This window comes from Aulosira sp. FACHB-615, assembly GCF_014698045.1.
In the GTDB taxonomy this organism is placed as follows: Bacteria; Cyanobacteriota; Cyanobacteriia; order Cyanobacteriales; family Nostocaceae; genus Nostoc_B.
In genome coordinates this window covers 77,447-101,334 of the sequence record NZ_JACJSE010000018.1, presented here as the reverse complement: position 1 = coordinate 101,334, position 23,888 = coordinate 77,447, and the positions used below count along the sequence as shown (strand labels likewise).

Genomic DNA, 23,888 nt, shown 5'->3' with positions numbered 1-23,888 from the left:
AGTAATTATATATAGTCATCCTAAATGATTTACAAACATCACCCGTCCTTGTATTTCTTATCTCATTTACTCACAAAAAATCAAACCAGACTCCCATAATCCCAAGCATCTGCAAAAAAATCACGTTCGCACAGCATAGCGTAACGGTAAGTTGAATGAACCAAAGCATGATTTGTGGCGTAGTTATCCACTAAACTTTCTAATTGCTGAGTTAGTGGTTGAAAATCTGCACTGCTGTAAGTCCGAATCCAATCTGCATATTGATGATGGGGAATACCATGACAAGCTAACTGTTCCCCCAAAAAAGCATATAAACGCATACAAGGTGACATCGCCGCCGCCGTTATCCCAACGTCACTACTCCAAGCTGTAGCCAACAAAAAATCTGTGTAACGGCGGGTAGCAGCGCCTGGTTCTACAGAGTGTAAATTAACTCCCCACTTGGCTGCATAGCTTTGATGTAGTTTTAACTCGGCTAAAACTCCACCGACTAAATTGTGAAATATATTAAAACCTTTCCAGTCTGGTGCTTTAGCTGCGGCGATGCTGTAAGCACGGGCGAAAGCTTCTAAGAAAAAAGCATCTTGTCCCACATAGTAAGCAAATTTAGACCCTTCAAGTGTACCATCAGCGATACCTTGTACAAAAGGATGCTCTAGACAAGCTTGCCCTAAATCTTGATTTGCTGCCCATAATTCATGAGATAAAGTCATTGGTCATTTTCCAGCCTACACCCTTACACCCAGTTACCACAGAAAATCTTTGTGAGAAGTCCATATAGTAAAAGAGGCAGATATATCTTTTGCCTCCGGTTAGACTGCTTAAAGCAGTTCAGTAATATTTCCAAAACTGATTTTGACACGTATGTATGTAATTTGCAATGCTTATGCAACACTGAGTTAAATTTCATCACAGGTTACAGGTGATGGATGATCTGTGGATGACCTAAATTACAACACTTTTACCAAAAGATTTGCTTTGTAAACAAACCTAGGAGAGACATAATTAATACTATGCCTCTCCTAGTTTCAGAGTATTGATGTCCCTCACACTAGCGGTTCGGAACTCTGGAAGATTTGGACAAACTTTAGTCAAACCGAACTCTGTGTAGCTTGTTTTTTAGTCGCTCTACTACCAACCAGCACTAGCTGTGTCTCTGGACAAGCTGTTGTGCTTTGACGCTCTGTTAATTACAGTTGCGAGTAATCTTTGATTTGCAAAGTCAGGACTTGTGGACAATTAAAAATTAAAAACCACAAATTGGATTTTTAATTTTTAATTTCTCCATTGCTAGTCTTAATTTGTGGTTTGCGCTGCTAACATCTGCTTCAGCTTTTCTAGTTCAGATGCCCAACGGGGATCTGGACGAATTGCATCTGAGTCTGTTGTGCTAGTAGTTTCACGTCCACCACCGCCGCGTTTAGACTTCTTAGAACCTTTGTCACGACGATTGCTTTCTTTGTTGCTGCTAGGAGTGGGGTTGCTGGCAGCTTTTGGCGCTGGTTCTTCGCCTTCATCACCCTTGGTACGGGGCAATGCTTTTTCTAGCTTAATGGGGGTATCTTTGAACAACTGACCATTATATTTTTCAATAATTTGATCAGCTTGTTCGTCATTGTTGACGGTTAAGAAACCAAAACCACGACATTTACCAGTTTTCCGGTCTTTGATTAATTTCGTGGTGACAGCATCACCCTCGGCGGCAAAAACCGCTTGTAAGTCTTGGCGATCTATTTCTTCTTTTGGCAAATTGCCTATGTATAGGCGAACGGACATGAACTATACCTCCAGAGTTTAATGAACGAAGCAAGGCAAGAGAACAATCACTTGGTTTTGGCTGTTAATTAAATAGATGCTTTTGATTAAATTTGCCATCAACCAATTTTTTTTACTCCAAACTGTCAACTTATACAATACAGTTTTTCGTTTGGATAAAGCTTGTATATTACGAAAGCGCATACAACGCTCAGTTAATACCACCTTAATTCTAAAATTTGTAAATTTATTAGCCTACTGTCTGCCACAGTAAACATTTTTTTTGATGTCCTTGCCCGCAGAATTCAACACCATTCCTTACATTATCACGGTATCTTCTACGTAGCTAGTTCAGAACACACATTTCCGATTATATTGCGAATCGATAGTAACATAAAATACATTTTTTTCTCAAGGGCGAATATCAGAAACAAAAACCAGCCATTGGCTGGTCTAGCTGCTGCTGTGTTGGGAGGATAAAAGAGGCATTGGCGCAAGCATCTAACAACAATTACTTAGGCGGAATGCTAAGTTATGTTGGTTGTTAAATATATTGTTAATAAATGTAACACTTGTAAAGAAATGTTGCAAGTTTTGTCATTAGTCATTTGTGATTTTTCCCGACTCCCAACGCCCTCAATTTTGACTAGCCCATGAGAAAAATATAAGCACCCCAAGCTTGGGCGGCTACGGCTAAGATGGTAGACCAAATGGGATGAGGGCTATGAATAGTGGTTCCTGTTTGAGTTTGGACGGTGTGGATATCCAGCCAGGGTGTTGCGCCGCGTCTGAACCAGCCTGTGACGGTAATTTGTCTACCAATCAAATCTTGCAGTTGGGTTTTCTGCCCCAAGCATAGCCAAGGAACGTGGTGTAACTTCACTAAACCTGTGCTGGATTGTAAGATTAAGTCTTGGGCAAGAGCGTTGGCTGTACCGGGACGACCTAGTAATTTGCCTGCCAGACAGACACTAGTGCTATCAATGGGGATGGCAGATGGATTGGCTAATAAGTTCGGTAAACTTTGATCAGTTTGCCCTGTTGCAGTTTTGAGATTCGGGAAAAAACTATTCATCCGAATGACCAAGCCAATGCTAAAACCAATCAGTAAGCAACCACTGACAAAGTTCCAATCTTCATAAATCCATTTCAAGTTTAAAAATTTCAGGCTAAAAGCTGTTTGCCAACTCATCCAAATCAACCCCGCAAAGCCAAAACCCACGGGAATGCCTAAAAAGGGAGAGATTTGCAGTAAGAATGATTGGCGTGTAGTTTTAATAAACTGTTCGCTGCTGAGATGTAGTTCGGTTTCTATGTGCCAGTGACGGGCGATTTGACACAGCCATTGAATGCGTTGACCGATGGGTGGATGGCTATTATTAATGGCTAACCAGTGACGATAGGGATTGAGATAATCCCAGAACAAGGCTGATTCAAAGGGGATATGGCCAGCAATGCTACCCAAAGTTAAACTTTGTTGATAGCTAACAGGCATGAGCAGATTCAAACTTTCGAGCTGACAATTTGTGTGTTGTACTTGTTGAATGTCATGTGCAGTACCGATCGCAATTTTTAAGAAAGCCCGAATTAAGGCGTTAGGATTACCAGTGATTTCGGCTGCGAGGCGATCGCTATAATAATGACGTGAGCGCGACAACCATAAAGCTGTCCCAGTCAATAAACACCAGATTCCATAAGTCAGACTGGAAAATATATTAAACGGCCACTGCCAAAAACCAGGAGGAACATTGTTTCCCCACTGAGATATTAGCTGATATAAACGATAAATCGGCAAAGTCACCAGCAATACCAATGACATCACTAAATAATCACCGTGGGCAATGTGTCCCAATTGAGTAGCATAAATCACGGCAATTTCATCATCTGCCAGTTGATTTAATAGCCCTTGACTGACGACAATTCGGGCATTACGGGGCAGATTGCCATAAGTGAAAGCAATGGGTGTATTGATGGGGATAATTCGCAGATGGGGTAATTGCCAACGTTTTTGCTGACAGTAACGTTGCAGAACTCTGGCTGTTTCTCGGCTGCGGCTGTGTAAGATATCTTTGGATAGGGGTTGCTGACTACAAAACCGCCCTAGTAACCAATCAAGTAACCAAGGGGAAACCGCACTGGCGATCATCAAAATGCCAATTACTACTAGCTTGGGGTCGCGGTAGAAAAACTGCAATGGTTCCAAATACGGCAACTTGTCTAAAATTAAATTTACCGAGACCATTGCTGACTTGAAAAAGAAGTCTATCACCCAAAACAAAGCCACAAGACTTCCCAGGGCTTTTAAGCGTAAGGGCAGTAATTTCGGTTTACGTAGAGGTTGCCAGACTTTGGCGCGTTTTGCTTGTCGCCAGTAAATATTTAATCGCTGAGTTGGTGTATATTCAGCCGATTCTATAAATTGATTTTGTGATCCGACAGGTGTTTCGATAAAAGTATTTTGATAATTCCCTGATTGTGCGGTTTTTTCCAGCACAGGCTGTTGGACTCGTCTGGATGACACCGCCGATGAATTGCCGGAGTTTGTCGGTTGTTTTGATGTTTGTGAAGATACTTTTGTTGTTTTTTTACGTTTTGTTAAATGTGTCAGAGCGCGTTCAGCCCACTCTTGAACTTGGGGATTTTGGCTATCTCTGAGAGTTTGACACAAAGCGATCGCCTTGCGGGCTTCACCAGTCCGGGCATAAGCCATAACTAACCCCACACGAGCTTGTAAGCTAGTAGTGCTATTGCCTTTACTACTAGCCACAGGTTCGAGTTGAGCGATCGCTGTTTGGTAATCTCCCTGCTTGAGGGCAGTTAAACCAGCCTCCAAAGATGATTCAGCGCGTGAAGGCATAGAATTTCTGGCACTCCAATCTCTGCTAACTGACAGAATAAGGTAAAAGGAAAAAGGCAAAAGGCAAAAGGCAAAAGAAAGAAGAACAAAATTGCTCGCTAGTCACTAGACTGCTGCGCTTGAGATATGTGAATTATCTTTTTACTTTTCACTTTTGACTTTGAATCCACGGTGATATAACAACGCGACCCCGCGATGCCGTGGACATCAACTATACCCGATAAATAGGAATCAGGAGTCAGAATCTAGAACTCAGGAGTCAGAAGTCAGGAGTCAGAATGAATTTATTCTGAATTCTGGATTCTGACTTCTGGATTCTGTTTCAAGATTCCACTGATGATTGACCATAAAATACCGGGGCGATCGCGCTTAATTTTAAATCTGGATGGTCTTCTAGTAACTGATGGCAATTCCATTCATTGCGGAATAGTAACACTGGCCGATCCATACTGTCTTTGACTGTGGTGGTGTTAAATAAACGTCCCACCTTGTTCAAAGCTTCCCAACCACCTTCTACCCAACGGGCGACGCTGTAGGGTAATAAATCGAGAATTGTTTCTACGCCATACTCGTTCTGTAGGCGAAACTGCACCACTTCAAATTGCAACTGACCCACCGCCGCCAAAATTGGTTCGCGTTTAGCTTCATCAGTTGAGTACATAATCTGCACAGCACCTTCTTCGCGCAATTCCGAAATCCCTTTTTGAAATTGCTTAAACTTTGAGGGGTTGGGGTTTCTGAGGGTGGCAAACAGTTCTGGTGAAAAATATGGAATCCCCTCGTATTCCAACTTCTGCCCTGTGTAAATGGTATCGCCGATCGCAAACACGCCGGGATTGTTTAAGCCGATGACATCACCTGGATATGCGACATCAATCGATTCCCGTTCTTGGGCAAAGAGTTTTTGCGGACGCGATAAACGTACGGCTTTGCCTGTGCGGGCGTGATTGACTGTCATATCTTTTTCAAATCTGCCAGTGCAGACCCGGACAAATGCGATGCGATCGCGGTGTTTCGGGTCCATGTTGGCTTGCAATTTGAACACAAAACCCGAAAACTCAGGATATGTGGGCGGAACTTCCCCGACGCTGCTATTGTGAACACCTGGTTTTAAGGCATAGTCGAGAAAAGACTTGAGGAATAACTCTACGCCAAAGTTGGTCATGGCGCTACCAAAGAACACTGGGGTCATTTGGCCTTGATGCACTAATTCCAAATCTAATTCCGGGCCGACTCCCTCTAACAGTTCCAAATCATTTTTCAGTTGGTGGTACAAGTCTTCTTCTAGCAGCTGTTCAATTTTGGCATCACCCAAATCAACAACAGTATCACGGGCTTCTTTGCTACCGTGGGCGCTGCGTTCAAACAAGTGAATTTGTTGTTGCTGACGATCAAAAACACCCTTAAAGCGATCGCCCATCCCAATCGGCCAATTCACAGCATAAGTCTGCAACCCTAGTTCCTGTTCAATTTCATCTAACAGTTCTAAAGGTTCTCTACCCGGACGGTCGAGTTTATTTACAAAGGTGAAAATCGGCAAACCCCGCAATTTACACACTTCAAATAATTTACGGGTTTGCGGTTCCAAACCTTTCGCCGCATCAATTAACATCACCGCATTATCAGCAGCAGCCAGAGTCCGGTAAGTATCTTCGCTAAAATCTTGGTGTCCAGGGGTATCTAATAAATTAATCTGACAGTTTTGGTACTCAAACTGTAAAACCGTCGAAGTAATCGAAATACCCCTTTGCTGTTCCATCGCCATCCAGTCGGAAGTAGCCTTGCGCTGCGCCCGTCGTGCTTTCACCGCACCAGCTTCGTGAATTGCACCTCCGTACAACAGTAGCTTTTCTGTCAGCGTCGTTTTCCCCGCGTCAGGGTGCGAAATAATCGCAAAATTGCGTCGCTGTTCTACGGCTTGATGAAGTTCTGACTGAATTTCAGTTGACATAATTGACCTAAATGTATTGCTTACCCTTGTTACTTTACTTAACTTAATTTTTCTCTACTTTAGTAAGTCTTTTAATCTTAAAACAACGAGGCTCGTGATAGGGTCAAAAAGTGCTGAGTGCTGAGTGCTGAGTGAGAGTAGACAAGGTAGAGGGGGTAGACAAGGTAGACAAGGTAGAAAGATTGCTCCCTTCCCTTGCCCCCCTCCTTCCCTTGTCCCCCTTGTCCCCCTTGTCTACCTTGTCCCCCTTGTCCCCTAACCTCTAACCCCTCAAAGGAAAAAAGTATGTACGACCCAGATAAACGCAAGATTTTTTCTGCCTTGTGTCACGCAGCGATTTTCTTCAGTACGCTTTTTATGTCTGTGGGGATACCGATCGCTATGTTATTCATTGCTAATGATCCGGTAGTCCTAGAAAATGCCAAAGAATCTATTAATTTTCACCTGAATGTTTGGATTTATGGAATTATTATTACAGCATTGCTCTGGTTAACTTTTGGTTTGTTATTCCCTCTAGTATTCCTCGGATATGCGCTGCATTGGGGATTAACAATTTGGGCGATCGCCAGTGTGCTTACCAAGCCAGATAAACCCTTCCGCTATCCCTTCATTTTCCGTGTTCTATAACACAGTCAGGGTAATTGCTAATAAAAACTTGAACATTGTTAACAAAGAAATTCGCAAAACTTTCTGCGGTTTAATGTTTTTAGATCAGAATTAAAAATTAATAATCTTTCTGCCCAAACTGTTAGCTAGATGAAGTAGCAACCAAGTTGTAGAATACAAAATTGCCCTACAGCTTCATCAAGAGTAGGGCAAAGGACAGTTAAGCACTGTTTGTAGTCTGTCTGACAGTAGTAGAGTTTTTCTCTACTTTTGTGCCGCTTTGACTTGTGTCCATTACATCGTTTCCTTGACAAAAACTATGTTTCCCATACAACGTCCCCGTCGTTTGCGTAGCCACCCCCAACTGCGTCGGATGGTACGTGAAACCATCCTGACAACCAACGATTTAATTTACCCCCTGTTTGCTGTACCAGGTGAAGGAATTGCCAAGGAAGTTAAATCTATGCCGGGAGTCTACCAATTATCGGTAGACAAAATTGTGGAAGAAGCCAAAGAAGTTTATGACTTAGGCATTCCCGCCATTATTTTATTTGGCATTCCCGAAGATAAAGACGTTGATGCTACTGGTGCTTGGCATGATTGCGGAATTGTCCAAAAAGCTGCCACTGCGGTAAAAACGGCAGTTCCCGACCTGATTGTCATTGTTGATACCTGCTTGTGTGAATACACCAGTCATGGTCATTGCGGTTACTTACAAGTGGGTGATTTAACCGGACGAGTCCTCAACGACCCCACCTTGGAATTGCTCAAGAAAACCGCCGTTTCGCAAGCCAAAGCTGGTGCAGATATTATCGCGCCTTCAGGGATGATGGATGGTTTTGTCCACGCAATTCGGACTGCATTAGACGAAGCCGGATTCCAAGATACACCCATTTTGTCTTATGCTGCTAAGTATGCTTCGGCTTATTATGGGCCTTTCCGCGATGCGGCTGAGTCCACACCCCAATTTGGCGACAGAAGAACTTATCAAATGGACCCTGGAAATAGTCGGGAAGCCATTAAAGAAATTGAATTAGATATTGCTGAAGGTGCGGATATGCTCATGGTTAAGCCTGCATTGGCTTACATGGATATTATCTGGCGGGTGAAGGAAGCAAGTAACTTACCTGTTGCAGCTTACAACGTTTCCGGTGAATATTCCATGATTAAAGCTGCCGCTTTGAATGGCTGGATAGATGAAGAGCGTGTAGTTATGGAAACTTTAACTGGCTTTAAGCGTGCCGGTGCAGACTTGATTTTAACTTACCATGCCAAAGATGCAGCTAGATGGTTGCGGTAAGTGTCTTTTCTGAGTTATGTAGAAATCTCACGCCAAAATGCAAAGGCGCAAAGTATTTCTTTGTGTTTTGGTGTTTGGGCGTGGGATTATTTTTTGGGTATTTAATCTCCATTCTCAATATAGCGACTTTCACTTGAGCAGAATACAAATTCATCCGCGTTTATCTGCGTCTATCTGCGGTTAATTATTTTTCTTGTACTTCACTGATTCGAGAACCGCTATCTTGTTGTTTACGATTAATTAACTAACCTAAACGACAGCCATTATCTATATATTCTTGCATTTTATTTTGACTTTTCTTTAAACTGTCATTGGGGGATAATATCTCAATCACAAAATCAGGATATAAAGGAATGAATCTTTCTTTTTGTTCTTGAGTCAGTGCATCCCAACGAGATTTTTCTATCCAAGAAACATCATTCTTACAATAACTTGCAGCATCAAGCCTTAACTCAAAAGTCTCAGGAGTATTTGAGCATCATGATTGTCAATATACTCTCAATGGTGATGCGTAAATGCAGCTAGCCATAGATATTAGGACTAATATTTGATTTTTGAAATGTACGTAGGATGTGTTATCGGCGAGAGTACGGCATCTAGCACCAAGTTTTGGATGCGTTACGGCTTACGCCTAACACACCCTACACATACGACTCAAAAGCAATGACTAATTAAAAAACATTAAACTCTATGATAAGAATTCAACAATTGCTGATTTCAGTATCATGAGGATGGTATAAAAAAATTATCAATATACTTTTAAGCAATTACTAATCGCAACCATAGCAAAATCGTTATGAAATTTAATTATCTATTAACACCCGCACTGATTGGCGTTTCAGTTGCTATTGTGCAACCGCAGGCTGTAGCCCTTTCTTCAACGGAAGTTAGCAAAATTGCGAAAGCAATGACGGTGCTGATTGAAAATCAAAATGGTTCTGGTTCTGGGGTTATTGTTCGTCGTGAGGGTGATACTTACACGGTATTAACTGCTAAACACGTCGTCGAAAATCCAGATAAATATGCAGTTATCACGCCTGATGATAGCCGTTATGAGTTAAAGTACGACACGGTGAAAAAGTTACCAGGAGTAGATTTAGCTATTGGGCAGTTTAGCAGTAGTAAAACTTATCCTGTGGCGAAGTTAGGCAACTCTGATGACATTAGTGAAGGTGCAACATCTTATGTGGCGGGGTTTCCTCAGCCCAGCGCGGCAATTTCTGTCTCAATTTACAATTTTGTGGAAGGGCGGATCACGGCTAATGCTTCCAAAGCCCTGCGGGATGGTTATGCTTTAGTTTACAATAACGACACGCTACCGGGAATGAGTGGCGGCCCGGTGCTGAATGACAAAGGTGAATTAGTGGGGATTCACGGTAGAGGTGACACCGCCGAAAATTATCAAATTTCTGATAAAAATCCCGATGTAATTATCAAAACTGGGTTTAATTTGGGGATTCCAATTAATACTTTTTTGCGAACTTTACCAAAAGCTGAGGTGGGTGCTGTCAGTCAGCCTACGCCCACCGCACCAAAGGCAGATGATTTTTATATTCAGGGCGGAGATAAGTATAAAAAAGGTGATTATCCAGGAGCGATAGAAGCTTACAATCAAGCTATTCGCCTGAATCCTCAGTATTCTTATGCTTACAATGATCGGGGAAATGCGCGTTATTATTTGGGTGATAAACAAGGCGCTCTGAAAGATTACAACCAAGCTTTAAAAATTAATCCTGAATATGCTTTTGCTTATTACAATCGTGGCAATATTCTGTATGATTTTGATGATAAGCGGGGGGCGCTGGCTGATTATAACCAAGCTTTGAAACTGAATCCTAATTATTCTTCTGCTTATAATAATCGTGGTAATGCCCACTATGCTTTGGGAGATAAGCAAAAGGCCTTGGCTGATTATAATCAAGCCATTAAAGTTGACCCAGGGAATGCGGAAGCTTATTACAATCGTGGGAATACTCGCGCGAGTTTAGGTGATAAGCAAGGGGCAATAACTGATTACAATCAAGCGATTAAAATTAACCCTAACTATGTTTTTGCCTATAATAACCGTGGTAATACTCGCTATGATTTAGGTGATTATCAAGGCGCGATCGCAGATTATTCCCAAGCTGTGAAAATCAACCCGAATCATTCTTCAGCTTACAACGGTAGGGGCAATTCTCGTTATTATTTAGGTGATAAGCAAGGGGCAATTACTGATTACACTTTAGCTTTAAAAGCTAGTCCGAATAATGCCGAAGCTTATTATAACAGAGGAAATGCTCGCTCTGATTTGAAAGATTTACCAGCAGCGATCGCAGATTATAACCAAGCAATTAAACTCAATGCTAATTATTCGTCTGCTTACAACGGCAGAGGTAACGCCTTTTATTATTTAGGTGAAAAGCAAAAGGCACTTGCAGATTATAGCCAAGCCATCAAAATCGATACCAATAATTCCGAAGCTTATTATAATCGCGGCAATGTTTATTTTGATTTAGGCAATAAGCAAGGCGCGATCGCAGACTATACCCAAGCAATTAAAATTAATCCCAATTATGCCTACGCCTACAATAATCGTGGTAATGCTAAGTATGATATTAATGATTTGCAGGGAGCATTGACCGATTACAATCAAGCCTTGAAAATTATCCCGAATTATACCTTTGCTTACTACAATCGCGGCAACGTTTACAGAAACTTGGGAGACTTAGAAGGTGCGATCGCTGATTATAGTAGAGCGATTAATATTGATGCTAACTATGCCCAAGCTTACCATAACCGGGGTTTGGCTCGGTATGATTTAGGCGAAATACCAGCAAGTATCACTGATTTGGAAACGGCAGCGAATTTGTATAAAATGCAAGGAAACACAGCCGCTTATCAGCAAGTATTAGAACTAATTAGAAAAAATCAGCGTTAGCAAGGAAATAACAATGAGCATAGATCAAATGGCGCACTATCAGCGTAAACTTGCGTATGAGATGGATTCATGGGATCTATACGTTGCCCTCAACAAAGGACAGACGATAACCGTTGTTGATGGCCGTTCAGCAGATGCTTTTGCTGAAGAACATATTCCAGGCGCGTTGAACCTACCACACAAAGAAATCTGTTTCAATTCAACTGAGATGCTGGATAAGTCAAGACTTTATGTTTGCTATTGCGACGGTATTGGCTGTAACGCCTCGACTAAAACAGCACTTAAATTATTGACTTTGGGTTTTGAAGTCCGGGAACTGATTGGTGGCCTTGATTGGTGGAAACGTGATGGCTACGCTACTGAAGGTAAGAAAGCCCAGCTTGGTACGACGATAAATTGTGGCTGCTAATACCAATTCGTAATTCGCAATTCGCAATTAAGAAATCTAGCTCCAGTCAGACTTTCCTGATTTCTATCTGTCGCATTCTTTTCTTAAATTTGTATAAGTTAGTCGCAAGTTGATAGGGGCTAGAGGAATGGGAATCTTTGATTACTGTGAGCTACATCTGTCAGGAGTAGGAAGTGGGGAAGGGAACAAGGAGGAAATGATTGTAATTTCTCCTCTTCACTCTGCACCCTTGCACCCTATCCCCTTCACAAACAGCCATCTGATGCCAGAATAAACTAAAGAATTGTGGTGAAGTCACTCTCATGCAATCAGCAAACAAACTACCACGATGGTTAAGTTATGGCTTGGCGTTTCCGCTAGTCATTCTCAACGGTTGGTTATTAATCCAGGTTGTCAAGTATTTTCAACCCTTGGTGAGTGTAGTTGCGATCGCTATATTGTTAGCATTTGTCTTAAACTACCCCATCCAGTTCTTTCAAAAACGCGGTGTACCCCGTTACTTGGCAATTGTCGGAGTTTTGCTGTCAGCCGTAGTGATTCTGGGAGGTGTTGGTATCACCTTAGTACCAGTAATTCTGCAACAGCTTAACGAACTAGCGAATATTCTGCCCTCATGGATAGATTCTAGTTTAGAACAATTAGACGCTTTTCAAAGTTGGGCAGCTACCCAACAAATTCCCATTAATTTGCGGGGTTTAGCCTTACAACTGTTAGAAAGATTATCCAATCAATTTCAATCATTCACCGGGAAAATACTGGGTTTTGCCTTTGATACTATCGGAGTTGTACTTAATATCTTAATTGCCGCAGTTTTGACTATTTATTTAATCTTAAATGGTCAAAAACTCTGGGATGGAATTTATCAATGGTTTCCTGAACATATCGGCACTAAAGTTAGACAATTGCTGCGAGAAGATTTTCAAAATTATTTTATCGGTCAGGCAACATTAGGGGCAGTGTTGGCTGTATTGGTGACATTAGCATTTGTCCTCCTCCGCATTCCCCTGGCTTTGTTGTTTGGGATTGCTATCGGCTTTTTCTCACTATTTCCCTTTGGTACAGGGATAGGAATTGGATTAGTTAGCTTATTAGTAGCTTTAGAAAACTTTTGGTTAGGTGTGGAAGTGTTAGGTGTCGCCGTCGCCCTTGACCAAATTAATTCTAATATTGTCGCACCCAGAATTTTAGGTAATTTAACTGGTTTAAATCCTGTGTGGGTAGTGATTTCCTTACTTATAGGTGCAAAATTAGGCGGCGTTTTAGGTTTGTTAATTGCGATTCCGCTTGCTAGTTTTATTAAAGATATTGCCGATAGTTGGCGAGCCGGAGAATTGAGTCAACAAATTGTTACTAATGAAGATGGTGTAAAAACTTCAGCAATGGAAGTAAATCAAGAAAATTACATCAGCAAGATTTAATTAAAACTTACCTTGATAGTTCAGATACCCGATTTATTCAAAAAGTCGGGTATTTTTGAATTTATACCATAATAGTTTCTTAACTTTTAGATAACTCAATATTTACTTATAGGCTAGAGGGAATATGCTAAATTTCTGCCGATATGTACTAGTTTAATTGATTTTTCTACAAACCTCGGCAAAACAACTGAATTTTATGGAATCTAATCAACCATTAAAGATAAATCGTCGCCAATTTTTAGTCCGTTCAGCAGTAACAGCAGGCGGAATTATTGGGACAAATATTGTTTCTAAATCACCTGTTTTTGGTCAAGCACCTGCTATTATTACTGCGGAAAAAATGCGTCCTGGCATACCTTTTGGTGTAGCGAGTGGCGATATTAGCGAAAATAATGTGGTGATTTGGAGTCGGAGCGATCGCCCCGCCAGAATGATTGTAGAATATTCCACTAGCGAATCATTTCGCAATGTGCGGCGCATCCCTGGGCCTGTGGCTTTAGAAACTAGCGACTTTACCGCCCGACTTAACTTAAGAAACTTACCCCAAAATCAACAGATATTTTATCGGGTAATTTTTCAAGATTTAAACTATCGCAATGTTTTCAGCGCCCCAGTTAGCGGTTTTTTCCGCACACCTCCTAAATCTGGGCGAGATATCTGCTTTGTTTGGGGAGGCGACACCGCAGGTCAAGGATGGGGGATAAATCCTGACTTTGGTGGGATGAGAATTTATGAAACCATGCGCCAACTCCAGCCAGACTTTTTCATTCATTCTGGCGATAACATCTATGCTGATGGCCCAATTCAATCTCAAGTAACCCTGGATAATGGCACAATTTGGCGCAACATCACCACACCAGAAAAATCGAAAGTTGCTGAAACTTTAACAGAGTTTCGTGGTAACTATCAATACAACTTGATGGATGAAAATATCAAGCGATTCAATGCCGAAGTGCCACTTTTAGCACAGTGGGACGACCACGAAGTAACGAATAACTGGTATCCTGGCGAAATCCTCAGTAATGTAGGCAGTGATGCTCGCTACACAGTCAAAGATGTTAACTTGTTGGCTGAACGGGCAAGACAAGCATTTTTGGAATATATGCCGATTGAGTATTACGATAATCCAGAAAGAACCAGAATTTACCGTTCCTTTGAGTATGGGTCATTGCTAGACATTTTCATGCTGGATGAACGCACCTATCGAGGGCCAAATTCTCCTAATAATCAGCCAGAACAAAGTCCAGCAACAGATTTTTTAAGCAGAAGACAAGTGCAGTGGCTAAAACGACAATTACTTTCATCCAAAGCCACTTGGAAAGTTATTGCCAGTGATATGCCTTTAGGGCTGATAGTGAGAGATGGTGCGACTGATTTTGAAGCTTGGGCGAATGGCGACGGCCCCGCTTTAGGCAGAGAATTAGAACTAGCAGATTTACTGCGGTTTATCAAAAACAGAAATATTCAGAATGTGGTGTGGTTTACGGCGGATGTTCATTACGCCGCAGCCCACTACTACGACCCCAATAAAGCCCAGTTTCAAGACTTTAAACCTTTCTGGGAGTTTGTCGCCGGGCCACTGAATGCAGGTACATTTGGGCCTAATCAATTAGAAAATACCTTCGGCCCACAGTTAGTATTTCAAAGCTTACCTGCGGGTACAAGAGCAAATCGACCCCCAAGCGAAGGGTTGCAATTCTTCGGCGCAGTCAAAATTAATGCCTCTACCAAAGTGATGACAGTATCTTTGCGGAATTTAGCTGGCGAAGTTGTTTACAGTGTAGATTTACCACCAGAGCAATATTAACTTTAGGGTGGGCAAACTTGCCCACCTAATCTTTTAGAATGGAAATCAAGCCAATCAAACCTTCTTTTATCAAAAAGTCTCAATGGTACAGACCCCATCTAAACCCATGACTTTGGCGGAGTTTCTCAAGCTGCCAGAAACTGAACCTGCTAGTGAATATATTGATGGGCAAATAATTCAAAAACCAATGCCACAAGGTAAGCACAGTACAATTCAAACCGAGTTCTCTACTAATGTCAACGTAGTTCTTAAACCTCGAAAGATTGCACGAGCCTTTTCAGAATTGCGTTGTACATTTGGTGGGCGCTCAATAGTACCAGATGTTTCTGTGTTTACTTGGGAGAGAATTCCCCGCGACGAAAAAGGCGAAATTGCAAATACCTTTTTAATAGTTCCTGACTGGACAATTGAGATTTTGTCACCTGATCAAAACCAAACAAAAGTCACCAAAAATATTTTACATTGCCTCAACTTTGGCACTCAAATGGGTTGGTTAATTGACCCCGGTGAGCAAACTGTCTTTGTTTATCTACCCAAGCAACAACCAGAGGTTTTTGACCTAGCAGAACAAAAACTTCCAGTTCCGTCTTTTGCTAATGAGCTAAATCTGCATCTAGGAACTTTGTTTGACTGGTTATTAGAATAACGAGTATTGTGATGTTTTGAGTGAAAATCCTCTTTATTATCTCAGGACTTACGCACAGTCCACGAAAATACGTAGACGCGATAGCGGCTTGCCGCAGGCTACCACAGAGACACAGAGAAATGAGAGTTTTAGAGGTTTTTGCGTCAGTCTTATATCTGTGTTAAAAAACAACCATAATACACAAATTAATATAAATTTAGCCGAAACAAACATGGTAAAAATAACAAACATCGAAATTAAAACTTCAAAAATCAAAATATCTAACGGTGAGTTACAAATTGATGCTTATTTAGCTGAACCAGCACAAGCAGGAGTCTTTGGTGCTGTTATAGTTTTTCCCGAAATTTTTGGAGTTAATGGTAATATTCGGGATATTACCGAACTCATAGCAACGCAAGGATATGTAGCAGTAGCACCTGCAATGTATCAAAGAATTGCTCCGGGTTTTGAGGTTGACTATAGCCCTAATGATATTGGATATAGCCCAGAAGCTTATCAGCTTGGTTTACAATACTATCAACAAGTAAAGTATCAAGAAATTTTCAGCGATATTCAAGCCACGATCGCCTATCTTAAAACTTTACCCAATGTTAGCGGGAGCAAAATTGGCGCTATTGGTTTTTGCTTTGGCGGCCATGTTGCTTATATGGCTGCAACTTTACCCGATATCAAAGCTACGGCTTCATTTTATGGTGGCGGGATTACCACTTCTAGTTATGGCGAAGAAACTCCCACTATTAATCGCACCTCCTCAATTAAAGGTACTATTTATACATTTTTTGGTAACAGAGATACCCTCATTTCCCAAACAGAAAACGAGCAAATTGAGGCAGAACTAAAAAAACATCAAATAAATCATCGTGTATTTCGATACGATGCAGGACATGGATTTTTCCACGGATTCTTTAAAGATAAGTACCCATTAATAGAACAGCACCCCAGTTACAATCCCGAAGCGGCTCCTCATGCTTGGCAACGTGTTTTAGAACTGTTTCAAAATCATTTAAACTGAGTTTTATGCTAGGCGATCGCATTCTCAGAGAAAAAAGTTGTATTTTGTAAACAAAAGGCTACTAAATCTCGCTGATCTTCTTCAGTCCAAGTGTCACTTTCATCAATAATGGATAAATTTTGCTGAACTAGCTCATTTAAAATTAGGTTTGCTAAACGCAGCCTTTCAGTTGGCGGTAAGTTACGAACAATTTGACTGTATATTTCTTGGGCAGTCTTAGACATAATCAAATCTTTTGCACCTATTTTAAACAAAAGCTAGTGGAGCGATCACCTGTCTGTTGTACTGTGTTGTTTGTTGGGGTATGAGGATTGCGATCGCATCTCATCAATATTTTAGTCTTGCCGCATCACTATTAAAAATTCCCTGCTTTGTGAATGTTGGTTAGGTTGTTACTTAGGGAAGTATAAGTATAAGGTAATGCTTTAGCTGCATATTTTATGCGTAAATAAGGCCCAACCAACCACTCATCACAATCAGGAGTATCTAATGCCGATTCCATTTATCCTTGGTGCAATTGCTCTAGGAACAGCTGCTTATGGAGCTATCAAAGGCACTGAAGGTGTCAGCAATATCAAAGAAGCAAATGATATTGGGAGTCGTTCTCAAAAGCGTCATGAGTCTAGTGTTACTCAACTAAAAGCAGACTGGGAAGCTACTCATAAATTAGCAGAAGAGTATGGTCAATTTCAGATGAATGTCAAAATACACACAATAGGCCGATTTGTAGCTTTTATTGAGCAACTTGGTCAACGTTCCTCTCAGGATATGCAGTTTTTAGAAGGGTTGGATGGAATATCAGTTCAGCAGATACAGCAGTATAAAGCTGACGCTATGGAAGCTGAACATTTTTTTAAAGGTGGTGTTAAGGCAGTCATCGCAGGAGCGGCGGCTGGTCAAGCTGCAACAAGTCTTGCTACATCTGTAGGAGTAGCAAGTACGGGAGCAGCCATTTCAGGGCTAAGTGGTGCAGCTGCTTGGAATGCGACTTTGGCGTGGCTTGGTGGTGGAGCATTAACAGCAGGTGGGGGTGGTATGTTTGTTGGGACTTTTGTACTAGGGGGAATTACAGTTGGGCCTGCCTTAGCAGTTACTGGCTTTGTACTTGCTGGTAAAGGTGAGGAGGCTTTAACAAATGCTCGTGAGTATGAGGCTAAAGTTAACATTGAAATTGCCAAACTTGAAGCAGCTAGAGATTTTTTGGTACAAGTTAGACGACGAATGACTGAGTTAAGCAACTTGGTGGAAAATTTGAATAATCGCGCGATATTCAATCTAGAAGAGTTGGAATCTCTACCTTTTGAGCGCAATAGAGATGCTAGTAAGTTCCAACAGGTAGGGCTTTTAGTGAAAGCACTAGCAGAAATTATGAAAACTCCTGTTTTAGATAGCGAAGGGCAGCTAAATCCTGTTACTGCAACTATCCAAGCTAAATATCGTACTCTTGGAGGCAATTAGAAATGTCAGTAAAGAAAGTTACTACAGCAGTAGTCAAGGAATTTATAAATCCTGCTGAATGCTTACAACAAATGATGTCAGCTTACACGGATTACTTGACAATTGCTGAACAAGAAAAAACAAAGCGTAGAGAAATTGATGCTTGGGAAAAAGAAACAATTACCAAAATTAATGCCCAGCGAGACTTGCTTATGGCGTATTTGGAACGATCTTTTGATGAACGGGCAGAAAATTTTCGCTCTTTATTTGCTGTCGTTGATGGCGCGATCGCATCAGGTAACAATGAACAGTTAGCCCTTGCTTTAAATTCAATCACAGAGATAGCTAAATCTAGTCCATTTAAAGACTTAGCAAATTTAGCTTCCGTCCGTGCTGCACTTAATGACCCTAACCACGAATGGACATTTTAATTTTGCAGCTAAAGTAATTAGAGCTTACATACTATAGCTTTTGTAGAGATGCGACTCATCGTATCTCTATATTTTTATACTTATTTTTTGATGCGCTCAAGTTCTTCGCGCAAAACTCGCCGTAATGTTTCTTCTAAAGGTTCACGGCGCTGCTGAATGTATTCACGCAAAGCATCGTTGATTAAACTTTGATAATTTCCGCCACCTGCTAGGTGAACTTGTTCACGAAACCAAGTTAATATTTTATCATCTAAGCGAATTGTAATTCGAGTTTTACCTGCTGGTGTCGGCTCAATTGCGCCTCGTTTACCTTGGCTAAAATCATAGTCAGTTTCCATTCTTTGCTTCCAATGTTGGATAAGCTTTGTGTGCTTCTGCATAAATCTTTAATGCCGCAGCCATCTGTTGCTGTGCAGTTTCACCCTGTGATTGAAACCAAGCAAAAGTTTCAGGATCTATCTGAACTGTAATTTTTACATTTGAGTTAGGCATTCGTAATTGTGCTTTGGCAAAGAACTCATCTGACAAGGCTGGAATGTCTGAAGTGTCAATATCTTTGTCACTCATAGCATTGATTCTATCCCAATCAGTTCTTGAGGTATTGTTCATAGCGTTTTCTTGTAAAACTCATCCAAGTCAACTAATTTATCTGCGTGCATCCGCGTGCATCGGCGGTTAATTTATCCCTCAAAAATCCTCATCATCAACAAAAAACTCTGCATCCTCTTCCAAGCGATTTTCGCCGGAACCAGCCAACCCCCACAGAGGTTGCAGCACAGCTACCCCAATTACCCCGATCGCAGCACTAAAAGCCAGAACTAAACCGACTGGTATTTGAATTGATTGAAAACTTAAAAACTTTAACGATACTGGTGTGGCATTTTGAACTGAAAGAATTGCGATCGCCACTATCCAAACAGCTATAACAACAGATATTAACAAATTAGAAATTGTCTTCATAAAAAATTACAAATCAAAACAAATGAACACAGACATTGATAAATCTTTATCTGTGTTCATCTGCGGTGGAAACTCTTATCCTAATTTAGCAATCGCACTCTCCATTACTTGCGCGATTTGGGAGAGTTTTTCGGGGCTGTGGGTTTCCATATAAACGCGCACCAGTGGTTCTGTTCCCGAAGGACGCAGTAACACCCAGCTACCTTCTTCTAGGTAAAGTTTAATGCCATCTTTCCGCCCGACTTCTTTGACTTTAATTCCCGCCACGTCTGAAGGGGGATTGTGGGTGTAGGAGTCGATAACGGCGGTTTTGTGGGCTTCGGTGAGGTGTAAGTCCAAACGATTGTTATACAAGGGGCCGTCAGCTTCGGCGATCGCTTCTTTGACAAGTTGACTCAGGGGTTTACCTTCGTAGGCGATCGCTTCGGCAACTAGCATATCTGCCAAAACACCATCTTTTTCGGGAATATGCCCAATGACGCTTAAACCACCTGATTCTTCACCGCCAATCAAAACGGTGGTTTCTCGCATTTTTTCACCGATGTATTTAAAGCCTACGGCTGTCTCATAAATTGGCAAACCATATTTAGCCGCCAAATTATCTAATAGGTGAGTTGTGGCGACAGTGCGGACAATTGCGCCGCTTTTGCCTTTATTTTTAATTAAATGCCTTGCTAACACCAACAACACAGTGTTAGGGGTGAGAACATTACCTTGTTCATCAACGATACCAAAGCGATCGCTATCGCCATCGGTTGCCAAACCTAAATCAGCGTGGTCGCGGCGTACAGCTTCTACTAACTCTTCTAGTTGTTCGCCTTTGGGTTCTGGCATTCCACCGCCAAATAATACATCTCGCCAAGTGTGGAAACTTTCTAATTCCACGCCACTTTGTTGCAAAACTTCATCTAAATAACCGCGAGATGTCGAATAAAGCGCATCATATTTAACTTTTAAATGGGCGCTTTTGATGCGTTCTACATCCAACAATGTGTAGATAAATTGCAAATAATCGGGTTTGGGGTCAAAAATAGAAATTGACCCGCTAGGGTTGTTACTAGGCAGATCATCCGCAGCACTTTCAATATTTGCCACAATAGTATCAGTGATTTCTGGAGTGGCAGGCCCGGCATAATCGGGGATATATTTAATTCCACAATATGGTGCAGGGTTATGGCTTGCTGTAAACATTAACGCCCCCGCCGAATTTAAGTGACGGGCGTTATAAGCAATTACTGGTGTGGGGCAATCTCGATCAGTAATTTTCACTGTCCAACCCAAATCTGCTAGGACTTGGGCGGCTGTGCGGGCAAACTGATCAGCTAAAAACCGCGTATCGTAAGCAATGAGAACTGGTCTATCTTTTGTGTAGGCTGTTTCGAGGTAACTTGCGATCGCTCTAGTGACTTTCCGCACATTGGGGAAAGTAAAATCATCAGCAATAATCCCTCGCCAACCATCAGTACCAAACTTGATTTTGCTGGAATTGCTAGTAACGCTCATTGTTGCCAATTTCTCCCGTCCATCTTCAGTAGTCTATTACGAAGCTTCCCGCAAAGCGTGCCTAGCCGCAAGTATCAAAAGAAGTTATGAGCAGCCAATTATGCTCAAATTTCTGCCCATTGTATTTTTTCTCACTGCTTGTTAGCGATGTCAACCCCCGACCGACCTTTTGTCAGTTATCACCTTTGGTCTTTAATTGCCCCAGCAATAGGACAAGAACGCTGGCATTGTCAGATGCGACGTGGGTTTATTAAAGCACGTCAACATGAACCCCAAGTTAAAGCACTGTTAACAAAGGCTACGGCACCGCAGCGGATTGGTATACTCGCCCAAAAAGGCGTTTATGAGTTTCATCATAATCGACATTTGTTAAATAAAGCAGACGGTGTAGAAAAAGTTGCACAGTTGTTAAAACTCAACAATACTAGCTCGCAAGTGCAGCAGCGCGTTCTACAAATTTTGAAAAAGTATCAAAATGCGCCTCTATTGAGAGGCAAAAATATTCTGCAATTAACTTCAGGTGATGAAGGTTTTCCCAAGCCGATTTTGATTGAACAAGGCGACTATTGTTTTCGCTTATATGCAGCTATGGACTGCATTTTTATTGATGGCGATCGCACTTTACATATTTTAGATTTCAAAACTGGTAAATCCGCTTTTGACCAACGACAAGCATTAGTTTATTTATTAGCGGTGCGTTATCTTTATCCTGGTAGACAAGCAGTCGCATCATTTTATAATTTAGAACTCGGTAAAAAATCTGATTTAATTAAAATCACAAACCATGAGTTTGAAAATTTAAAATCTGAGTTAGCGATAATTGCTCATCAACATCAAGCTGATTTACATAAATATCACGAAAAAAACAGTAACTTCAGTAAAATATTCCCTCCAAATCCTGGACAACACTGCCGATTTTGTCCCTTTAATTCAATTTGTGAATTTGCCGCCGTCAGTGCTTATTCTGATGTAGTAGTGCCGATTTGAGGCTAGGGGCTAGGGGCTAGGGGCTAGAGAATTAAATAGTTAACAAACATATCTCTACCTTGTCTACCTTGTCTACCTTGTCTACCTTGTCTCCCTTGTCGAGATCAACCAATCTCTTTAAAATAAGATATATCAATATTGCCAAAATAAATAACCATAGCAATATTAACTTGTTCTAAAATCTTGACAAGCCACTTAATATCACTAGTATTTGCAGACTCATAGTGTTGAAATAAAATTGTTAATCTCTTTTCTAAATAAGGTTTGACTTTAGGACAAATCAAGACTATTTTCAATAATAGTTCCGTTGTGATTAATGTACCTTGATTAGTAATCAAGTCAATCAAATTAAAATGTTGAATTGATAAATGACTTTCTACAATTAAAAAATTCAATAGCTGACTACAAATTCTCATAATTAAGAACTCATCAGGTTTTTGAGCATTAGCTTGTGGCAATGTATTTTTTAATTGTGTATGTAGCTTTTGCTGCCATTGGCGTTTTCCCGAACCGCCAGTAATTGAAGATATGAGATATTCATACAAATTATCTTTAAAATCACTTATAGAATTTACCTTTTGATTAGACTGTAAAAATTTTTGGGCTAACTCTTGGTATGTATAGTTACCTTCGACCTTACCAATCCAATGTTGCAGTGCTGTATGCAGATCGCGATCGCTCAATAATGTAGGATTATTCACAGGCCGTAAAATTCTCTCTGCTTCCTCTACAGAGGCTTTTTTGAGGATCTGATTGCGACGCACTTGATAAGTGACATATTTAGATAAATCAACTTCAAATTGCTTTTGCGCCTGTGCTTGGATTTGCTTAACGCGCCACTGATGTTCAAAGGTAGAATCATCACTAATCAAACAATGTTCATATAAATATGAGTAGCGCCCAATTAAAGAGATTAAAGCTTGAGGTTCAGGAGGCGTATTTTCCTCAATTGTTCTCGTCATCACTTCTACAAATCGCCGCAAAGTTAAATACTGTTCGCTGACGATAAACATTTGAATTAATTCCCGCAACTTCCTAATGTTGCGATAACGAAAACTTGTGGTTCTTGACCTCGTAGGTTCAGTAGCTAATAATTTGATTAATTCAGGAATTGCATAGTGCAGTTGCGGCTGCATGTGCCAGCGATTAATTAAAATATGGCAGCAACGATTAATAAAAAATTTAAACTCATGTACAGCAGTTTTAGATGCTGTAATTTTATCTAAGATTAATAATATTTCTGGTTCAGGATAATCTGCACCTTCAACAAATAAGGCACGACAACGTTCTAGCATTTCATTTGGCGATTTAACTTGTACCAAATGCAATAAATGTTGGTATATTTGTTTTTCTTCAGCATTGGACTGCGAATTATGTGTCAAATATGAAGGTACATAAGATTGTTGACTGGTGGCGACAAGATTACTACCAGCACCCTGCTGTTTGGGAATTTTTTGAGACTTGCGATTTATCCAATCATTCACTGGATTATTACCATTTTAAATTGGGTTGATAAATGCTATGGAATAAAGATTTTATTTGAAAAAACTCAATAAGGCTAGTACGACAAGGTAAAAGTAAAAAGGCTAAAGGAAAAAGTCAAAAGGAAAAAGAAATAATAGTGATAACACAAGCCTTTTAGCAATTCCTTATGGTCTGTTTATTTAAGCCGACCTGTACTAGTTTTTATATTTACCAATATCTTTAGGGAACTTCAGGAAAGTAAATCTCAATCTTATGATTGCTTTAAGACTTCCGCCTTCCGACAACTGGCGGCTGAACTACATATATACAGGAAGACTATCCTAATTATTAATAGCTGTCTTGAGGGTGTATACGGTTTCTGCTATGTGGTTTGACTACAGAACCATATCCTTACTGTTACTGGG

Annotated in this window: 22 protein-coding genes and 1 pseudogene; 11 read left to right on the top strand and 12 right to left on the bottom strand. The window is 40.9% G+C overall.

Translation table 11 applies throughout. From position 1 onward, the window contains the following. Window positions 1–80: 80 nt before the first annotated feature. The 4 genes from H6G77_RS23710 to prfC all read right to left on the bottom strand — a co-directional run bounded on the left by H6G77_RS23710 (window position 81) and on the right by prfC (window position 6,563). Complete coding sequence (locus tag H6G77_RS23710; protein ID WP_190872894.1) at window positions 81–713, bottom strand: TenA family protein; 633 nt, start codon at window positions 711–713, stop codon at window positions 81–83. A 583-nt stretch (window positions 714–1,296) separates the two neighbouring features. After that, entirely contained in the window at window positions 1,297–1,776 is a 480-nt protein-coding gene (locus H6G77_RS23705) for an RNA-binding protein (RefSeq protein ID WP_190591812.1), read from the bottom strand. 625 nt (window positions 1,777–2,401) lie between these two features. Next, complete coding sequence (locus tag H6G77_RS23700) at window positions 2,402–4,612, bottom strand: M48 family metallopeptidase (RefSeq protein WP_190872893.1); 2,211 nt, start codon at window positions 4,610–4,612, stop codon at window positions 2,402–2,404. Between the two features lie 322 nt (window positions 4,613–4,934). After that, the gene (gene prfC, locus H6G77_RS23695) at window positions 4,935–6,563 is read right to left on the bottom strand and encodes a peptide chain release factor 3 (RefSeq protein ID WP_190591814.1); all 1,629 of its coding nucleotides are present in this window, start codon (window positions 6,561–6,563) and stop codon (window positions 4,935–4,937) included. Between the two features lie 285 nt (window positions 6,564–6,848). Between prfC and H6G77_RS23690 the strand changes: the two genes are divergently transcribed. Together H6G77_RS23690 and hemB are read left to right on the top strand one after the other, a co-directional pair. Further along, a complete protein-coding gene (locus H6G77_RS23690; RefSeq protein ID WP_190591815.1) occupies window positions 6,849–7,190 on the top strand; it encodes a DUF4870 domain-containing protein in 342 nt (113 codons plus the stop codon). Window positions 7,191–7,488: 298 nt separating this feature from the next. Next, window positions 7,489–8,469 carry a porphobilinogen synthase gene (gene hemB, locus H6G77_RS23685; RefSeq protein ID WP_190591816.1) on the top strand — a complete coding sequence of 327 codons (981 nt, stop codon included), beginning with the start codon at window positions 7,489–7,491 and terminating at the stop codon, window positions 8,467–8,469. Window positions 8,470–8,716: 247 nt separating this feature from the next. Here hemB and H6G77_RS23680 read toward each other — a convergent pair. Next, window positions 8,717–8,911 (bottom strand): annotated as a pseudogene (locus H6G77_RS23680) (Uma2 family endonuclease); the annotation flags it as partial. Between the two features lie 354 nt (window positions 8,912–9,265). Between H6G77_RS23680 and H6G77_RS23675 the strand changes: the two are divergent. From H6G77_RS23675 to H6G77_RS23650, 6 genes are all read left to right on the top strand, one after another. After that, entirely contained in the window at window positions 9,266–11,389 is a 2,124-nt protein-coding gene (locus H6G77_RS23675; RefSeq protein WP_190872892.1) for a serine protease, read from the top strand. Window positions 11,390–11,402: 13 nt separating this feature from the next. After that, window positions 11,403–11,798 carry a rhodanese-like domain-containing protein gene (locus H6G77_RS23670; RefSeq protein ID WP_190591818.1) on the top strand — a complete coding sequence of 132 codons (396 nt, stop codon included), beginning with the start codon at window positions 11,403–11,405 and terminating at the stop codon, window positions 11,796–11,798. Between the two features lie 302 nt (window positions 11,799–12,100). Next, complete coding sequence (locus tag H6G77_RS23665) at window positions 12,101–13,216, top strand: AI-2E family transporter (RefSeq protein WP_190591819.1); 1,116 nt, start codon at window positions 12,101–12,103, stop codon at window positions 13,214–13,216. A 196-nt stretch (window positions 13,217–13,412) separates the two neighbouring features. Next, window positions 13,413–15,023, top strand: coding sequence for an alkaline phosphatase (locus H6G77_RS23660; protein ID WP_190872891.1), 1,611 nt, complete (start codon window positions 13,413–13,415; stop codon window positions 15,021–15,023). An 82-nt stretch (window positions 15,024–15,105) separates the two neighbouring features. After that, complete coding sequence (locus H6G77_RS23655; RefSeq protein WP_190591821.1) at window positions 15,106–15,669, top strand: Uma2 family endonuclease; 564 nt, start codon at window positions 15,106–15,108, stop codon at window positions 15,667–15,669. A gap of 157 nt (window positions 15,670–15,826) precedes the next feature. Continuing rightward, window positions 15,827–16,681 carry a dienelactone hydrolase family protein gene (locus H6G77_RS23650; RefSeq protein WP_190872890.1) on the top strand — a complete coding sequence of 285 codons (855 nt, stop codon included), beginning with the start codon at window positions 15,827–15,829 and terminating at the stop codon, window positions 16,679–16,681. A gap of 8 nt (window positions 16,682–16,689) precedes the next feature. Here the strand turns inward: H6G77_RS23650 and H6G77_RS23645 are convergent, their stop codons facing one another. Beyond that, window positions 16,690–16,905, bottom strand: coding sequence for a hypothetical protein (locus H6G77_RS23645; RefSeq protein ID WP_190872889.1), 216 nt, complete (start codon window positions 16,903–16,905; stop codon window positions 16,690–16,692). 131 nt (window positions 16,906–17,036) lie between these two features. Then, on the bottom strand, window positions 17,037–17,183 hold the full coding sequence (locus H6G77_RS23640; RefSeq protein ID WP_190674202.1) for a hypothetical protein: 147 nt from the start codon (window positions 17,181–17,183) through the stop codon (window positions 17,037–17,039). Between H6G77_RS23640 and H6G77_RS23635 the strand changes: the two genes are divergently transcribed. Together H6G77_RS23635 and H6G77_RS23630 are read left to right on the top strand one after the other, a co-directional pair. Further along, window positions 17,171–18,139 carry a hypothetical protein gene (locus H6G77_RS23635; protein ID WP_190872888.1) on the top strand — a complete coding sequence of 323 codons (969 nt, stop codon included), beginning with the start codon at window positions 17,171–17,173 and terminating at the stop codon, window positions 18,137–18,139. The genes H6G77_RS23640 and H6G77_RS23635 overlap by 13 nt on opposite strands. Before the next feature lie 2 nt (window positions 18,140–18,141). Further along, on the top strand, window positions 18,142–18,549 hold the full coding sequence (locus H6G77_RS23630) for a hypothetical protein (RefSeq protein ID WP_190674198.1): 408 nt from the start codon (window positions 18,142–18,144) through the stop codon (window positions 18,547–18,549). A gap of 80 nt (window positions 18,550–18,629) precedes the next feature. Here the strand turns inward: H6G77_RS23630 and H6G77_RS23625 are convergent, their stop codons facing one another. The 4 genes from H6G77_RS23625 to H6G77_RS23610 all read right to left on the bottom strand — a co-directional run bounded on the left by H6G77_RS23625 (window position 18,630) and on the right by H6G77_RS23610 (window position 21,012). Continuing rightward, a complete protein-coding gene (locus H6G77_RS23625) occupies window positions 18,630–18,887 on the bottom strand; it encodes a BrnA antitoxin family protein (protein WP_190872887.1) in 258 nt (85 codons plus the stop codon). Further along, window positions 18,877–19,158 (bottom strand): BrnA antitoxin family protein, encoded by a 282-nt coding sequence (locus H6G77_RS23620; protein WP_190872886.1) that lies wholly within the window; start codon window positions 19,156–19,158, stop codon window positions 18,877–18,879. Before H6G77_RS23620 ends, H6G77_RS23625 begins: the two co-directional genes overlap by 11 nt. A 78-nt stretch (window positions 19,159–19,236) precedes the next feature. Then, the gene (locus H6G77_RS23615; protein ID WP_190872885.1) at window positions 19,237–19,509 is read right to left on the bottom strand and encodes a LapA family protein; all 273 of its coding nucleotides are present in this window, start codon (window positions 19,507–19,509) and stop codon (window positions 19,237–19,239) included. 75 nt (window positions 19,510–19,584) lie between these two features. Further along, a complete protein-coding gene (locus H6G77_RS23610; protein WP_190872884.1) occupies window positions 19,585–21,012 on the bottom strand; it encodes a phosphoglucomutase/phosphomannomutase family protein in 1,428 nt (475 codons plus the stop codon). A 147-nt stretch (window positions 21,013–21,159) separates the two neighbouring features. Here H6G77_RS23610 and H6G77_RS23605 point away from each other — a divergent pair, with 147 nt between their 5' ends. After that, window positions 21,160–21,999 (top strand): PD-(D/E)XK nuclease family protein, encoded by an 840-nt coding sequence (locus tag H6G77_RS23605; protein ID WP_190591827.1) that lies wholly within the window; start codon window positions 21,160–21,162, stop codon window positions 21,997–21,999. Between the two features lie 104 nt (window positions 22,000–22,103). Here the strand turns inward: H6G77_RS23605 and H6G77_RS23600 are convergent, their stop codons facing one another. Further along, a complete protein-coding gene (locus H6G77_RS23600) occupies window positions 22,104–23,483 on the bottom strand; it encodes a hypothetical protein (RefSeq protein WP_313954518.1) in 1,380 nt (459 codons plus the stop codon). Between the last annotated feature and the right edge of the window lie 405 nt (window positions 23,484–23,888).

Coding starts and splice junctions, on each gene's coding strand:
- H6G77_RS23615 (WP_190872885.1), bottom strand. CDS start 19,509: ATGAAGACAATTTCTAATTTGTTAATATCTGTTGTTATAGCTGTTTGG.
- H6G77_RS23665 (WP_190591819.1), top strand. CDS start 12,101: ATGCAATCAGCAAACAAACTACCACGATGGTTAAGTTATGGCTTGGCG.
- hemB (WP_190591816.1), top strand. CDS start 7,489: ATGTTTCCCATACAACGTCCCCGTCGTTTGCGTAGCCACCCCCAACTG.
- H6G77_RS23640 (WP_190674202.1), bottom strand. CDS start 17,183: ATGGAATCGGCATTAGATACTCCTGATTGTGATGAGTGGTTGGTTGGG.
- H6G77_RS23660 (WP_190872891.1), top strand. CDS start 13,413: ATGGAATCTAATCAACCATTAAAGATAAATCGTCGCCAATTTTTAGTC.
- H6G77_RS23655 (WP_190591821.1), top strand. CDS start 15,106: ATGGTACAGACCCCATCTAAACCCATGACTTTGGCGGAGTTTCTCAAG.
- H6G77_RS23700 (WP_190872893.1), bottom strand. CDS start 4,612: ATGCCTTCACGCGCTGAATCATCTTTGGAGGCTGGTTTAACTGCCCTC.
- H6G77_RS23635 (WP_190872888.1), top strand. CDS start 17,171: ATGCCGATTCCATTTATCCTTGGTGCAATTGCTCTAGGAACAGCTGCT.
- H6G77_RS23630 (WP_190674198.1), top strand. CDS start 18,142: ATGTCAGTAAAGAAAGTTACTACAGCAGTAGTCAAGGAATTTATAAAT.
- H6G77_RS23690 (WP_190591815.1), top strand. CDS start 6,849: ATGTACGACCCAGATAAACGCAAGATTTTTTCTGCCTTGTGTCACGCA.
- H6G77_RS23610 (WP_190872884.1), bottom strand. CDS start 21,012: ATGAGCGTTACTAGCAATTCCAGCAAAATCAAGTTTGGTACTGATGGT.
- H6G77_RS23625 (WP_190872887.1), bottom strand. CDS start 18,887: ATGGAAACTGACTATGATTTTAGCCAAGGTAAACGAGGCGCAATTGAG.
- H6G77_RS23645 (WP_190872889.1), bottom strand. CDS start 16,905: ATGTCTAAGACTGCCCAAGAAATATACAGTCAAATTGTTCGTAACTTA.
- prfC (WP_190591814.1), bottom strand. CDS start 6,563: ATGTCAACTGAAATTCAGTCAGAACTTCATCAAGCCGTAGAACAGCGA.
- H6G77_RS23705 (WP_190591812.1), bottom strand. CDS start 1,776: ATGTCCGTTCGCCTATACATAGGCAATTTGCCAAAAGAAGAAATAGAT.
- H6G77_RS23710 (WP_190872894.1), bottom strand. CDS start 713: ATGACTTTATCTCATGAATTATGGGCAGCAAATCAAGATTTAGGGCAA.
- H6G77_RS23620 (WP_190872886.1), bottom strand. CDS start 19,158: ATGAACAATACCTCAAGAACTGATTGGGATAGAATCAATGCTATGAGT.
- H6G77_RS23675 (WP_190872892.1), top strand. CDS start 9,266: ATGAAATTTAATTATCTATTAACACCCGCACTGATTGGCGTTTCAGTT.
- H6G77_RS23670 (WP_190591818.1), top strand. CDS start 11,403: ATGAGCATAGATCAAATGGCGCACTATCAGCGTAAACTTGCGTATGAG.
- H6G77_RS23605 (WP_190591827.1), top strand. CDS start 21,160: ATGTCAACCCCCGACCGACCTTTTGTCAGTTATCACCTTTGGTCTTTA.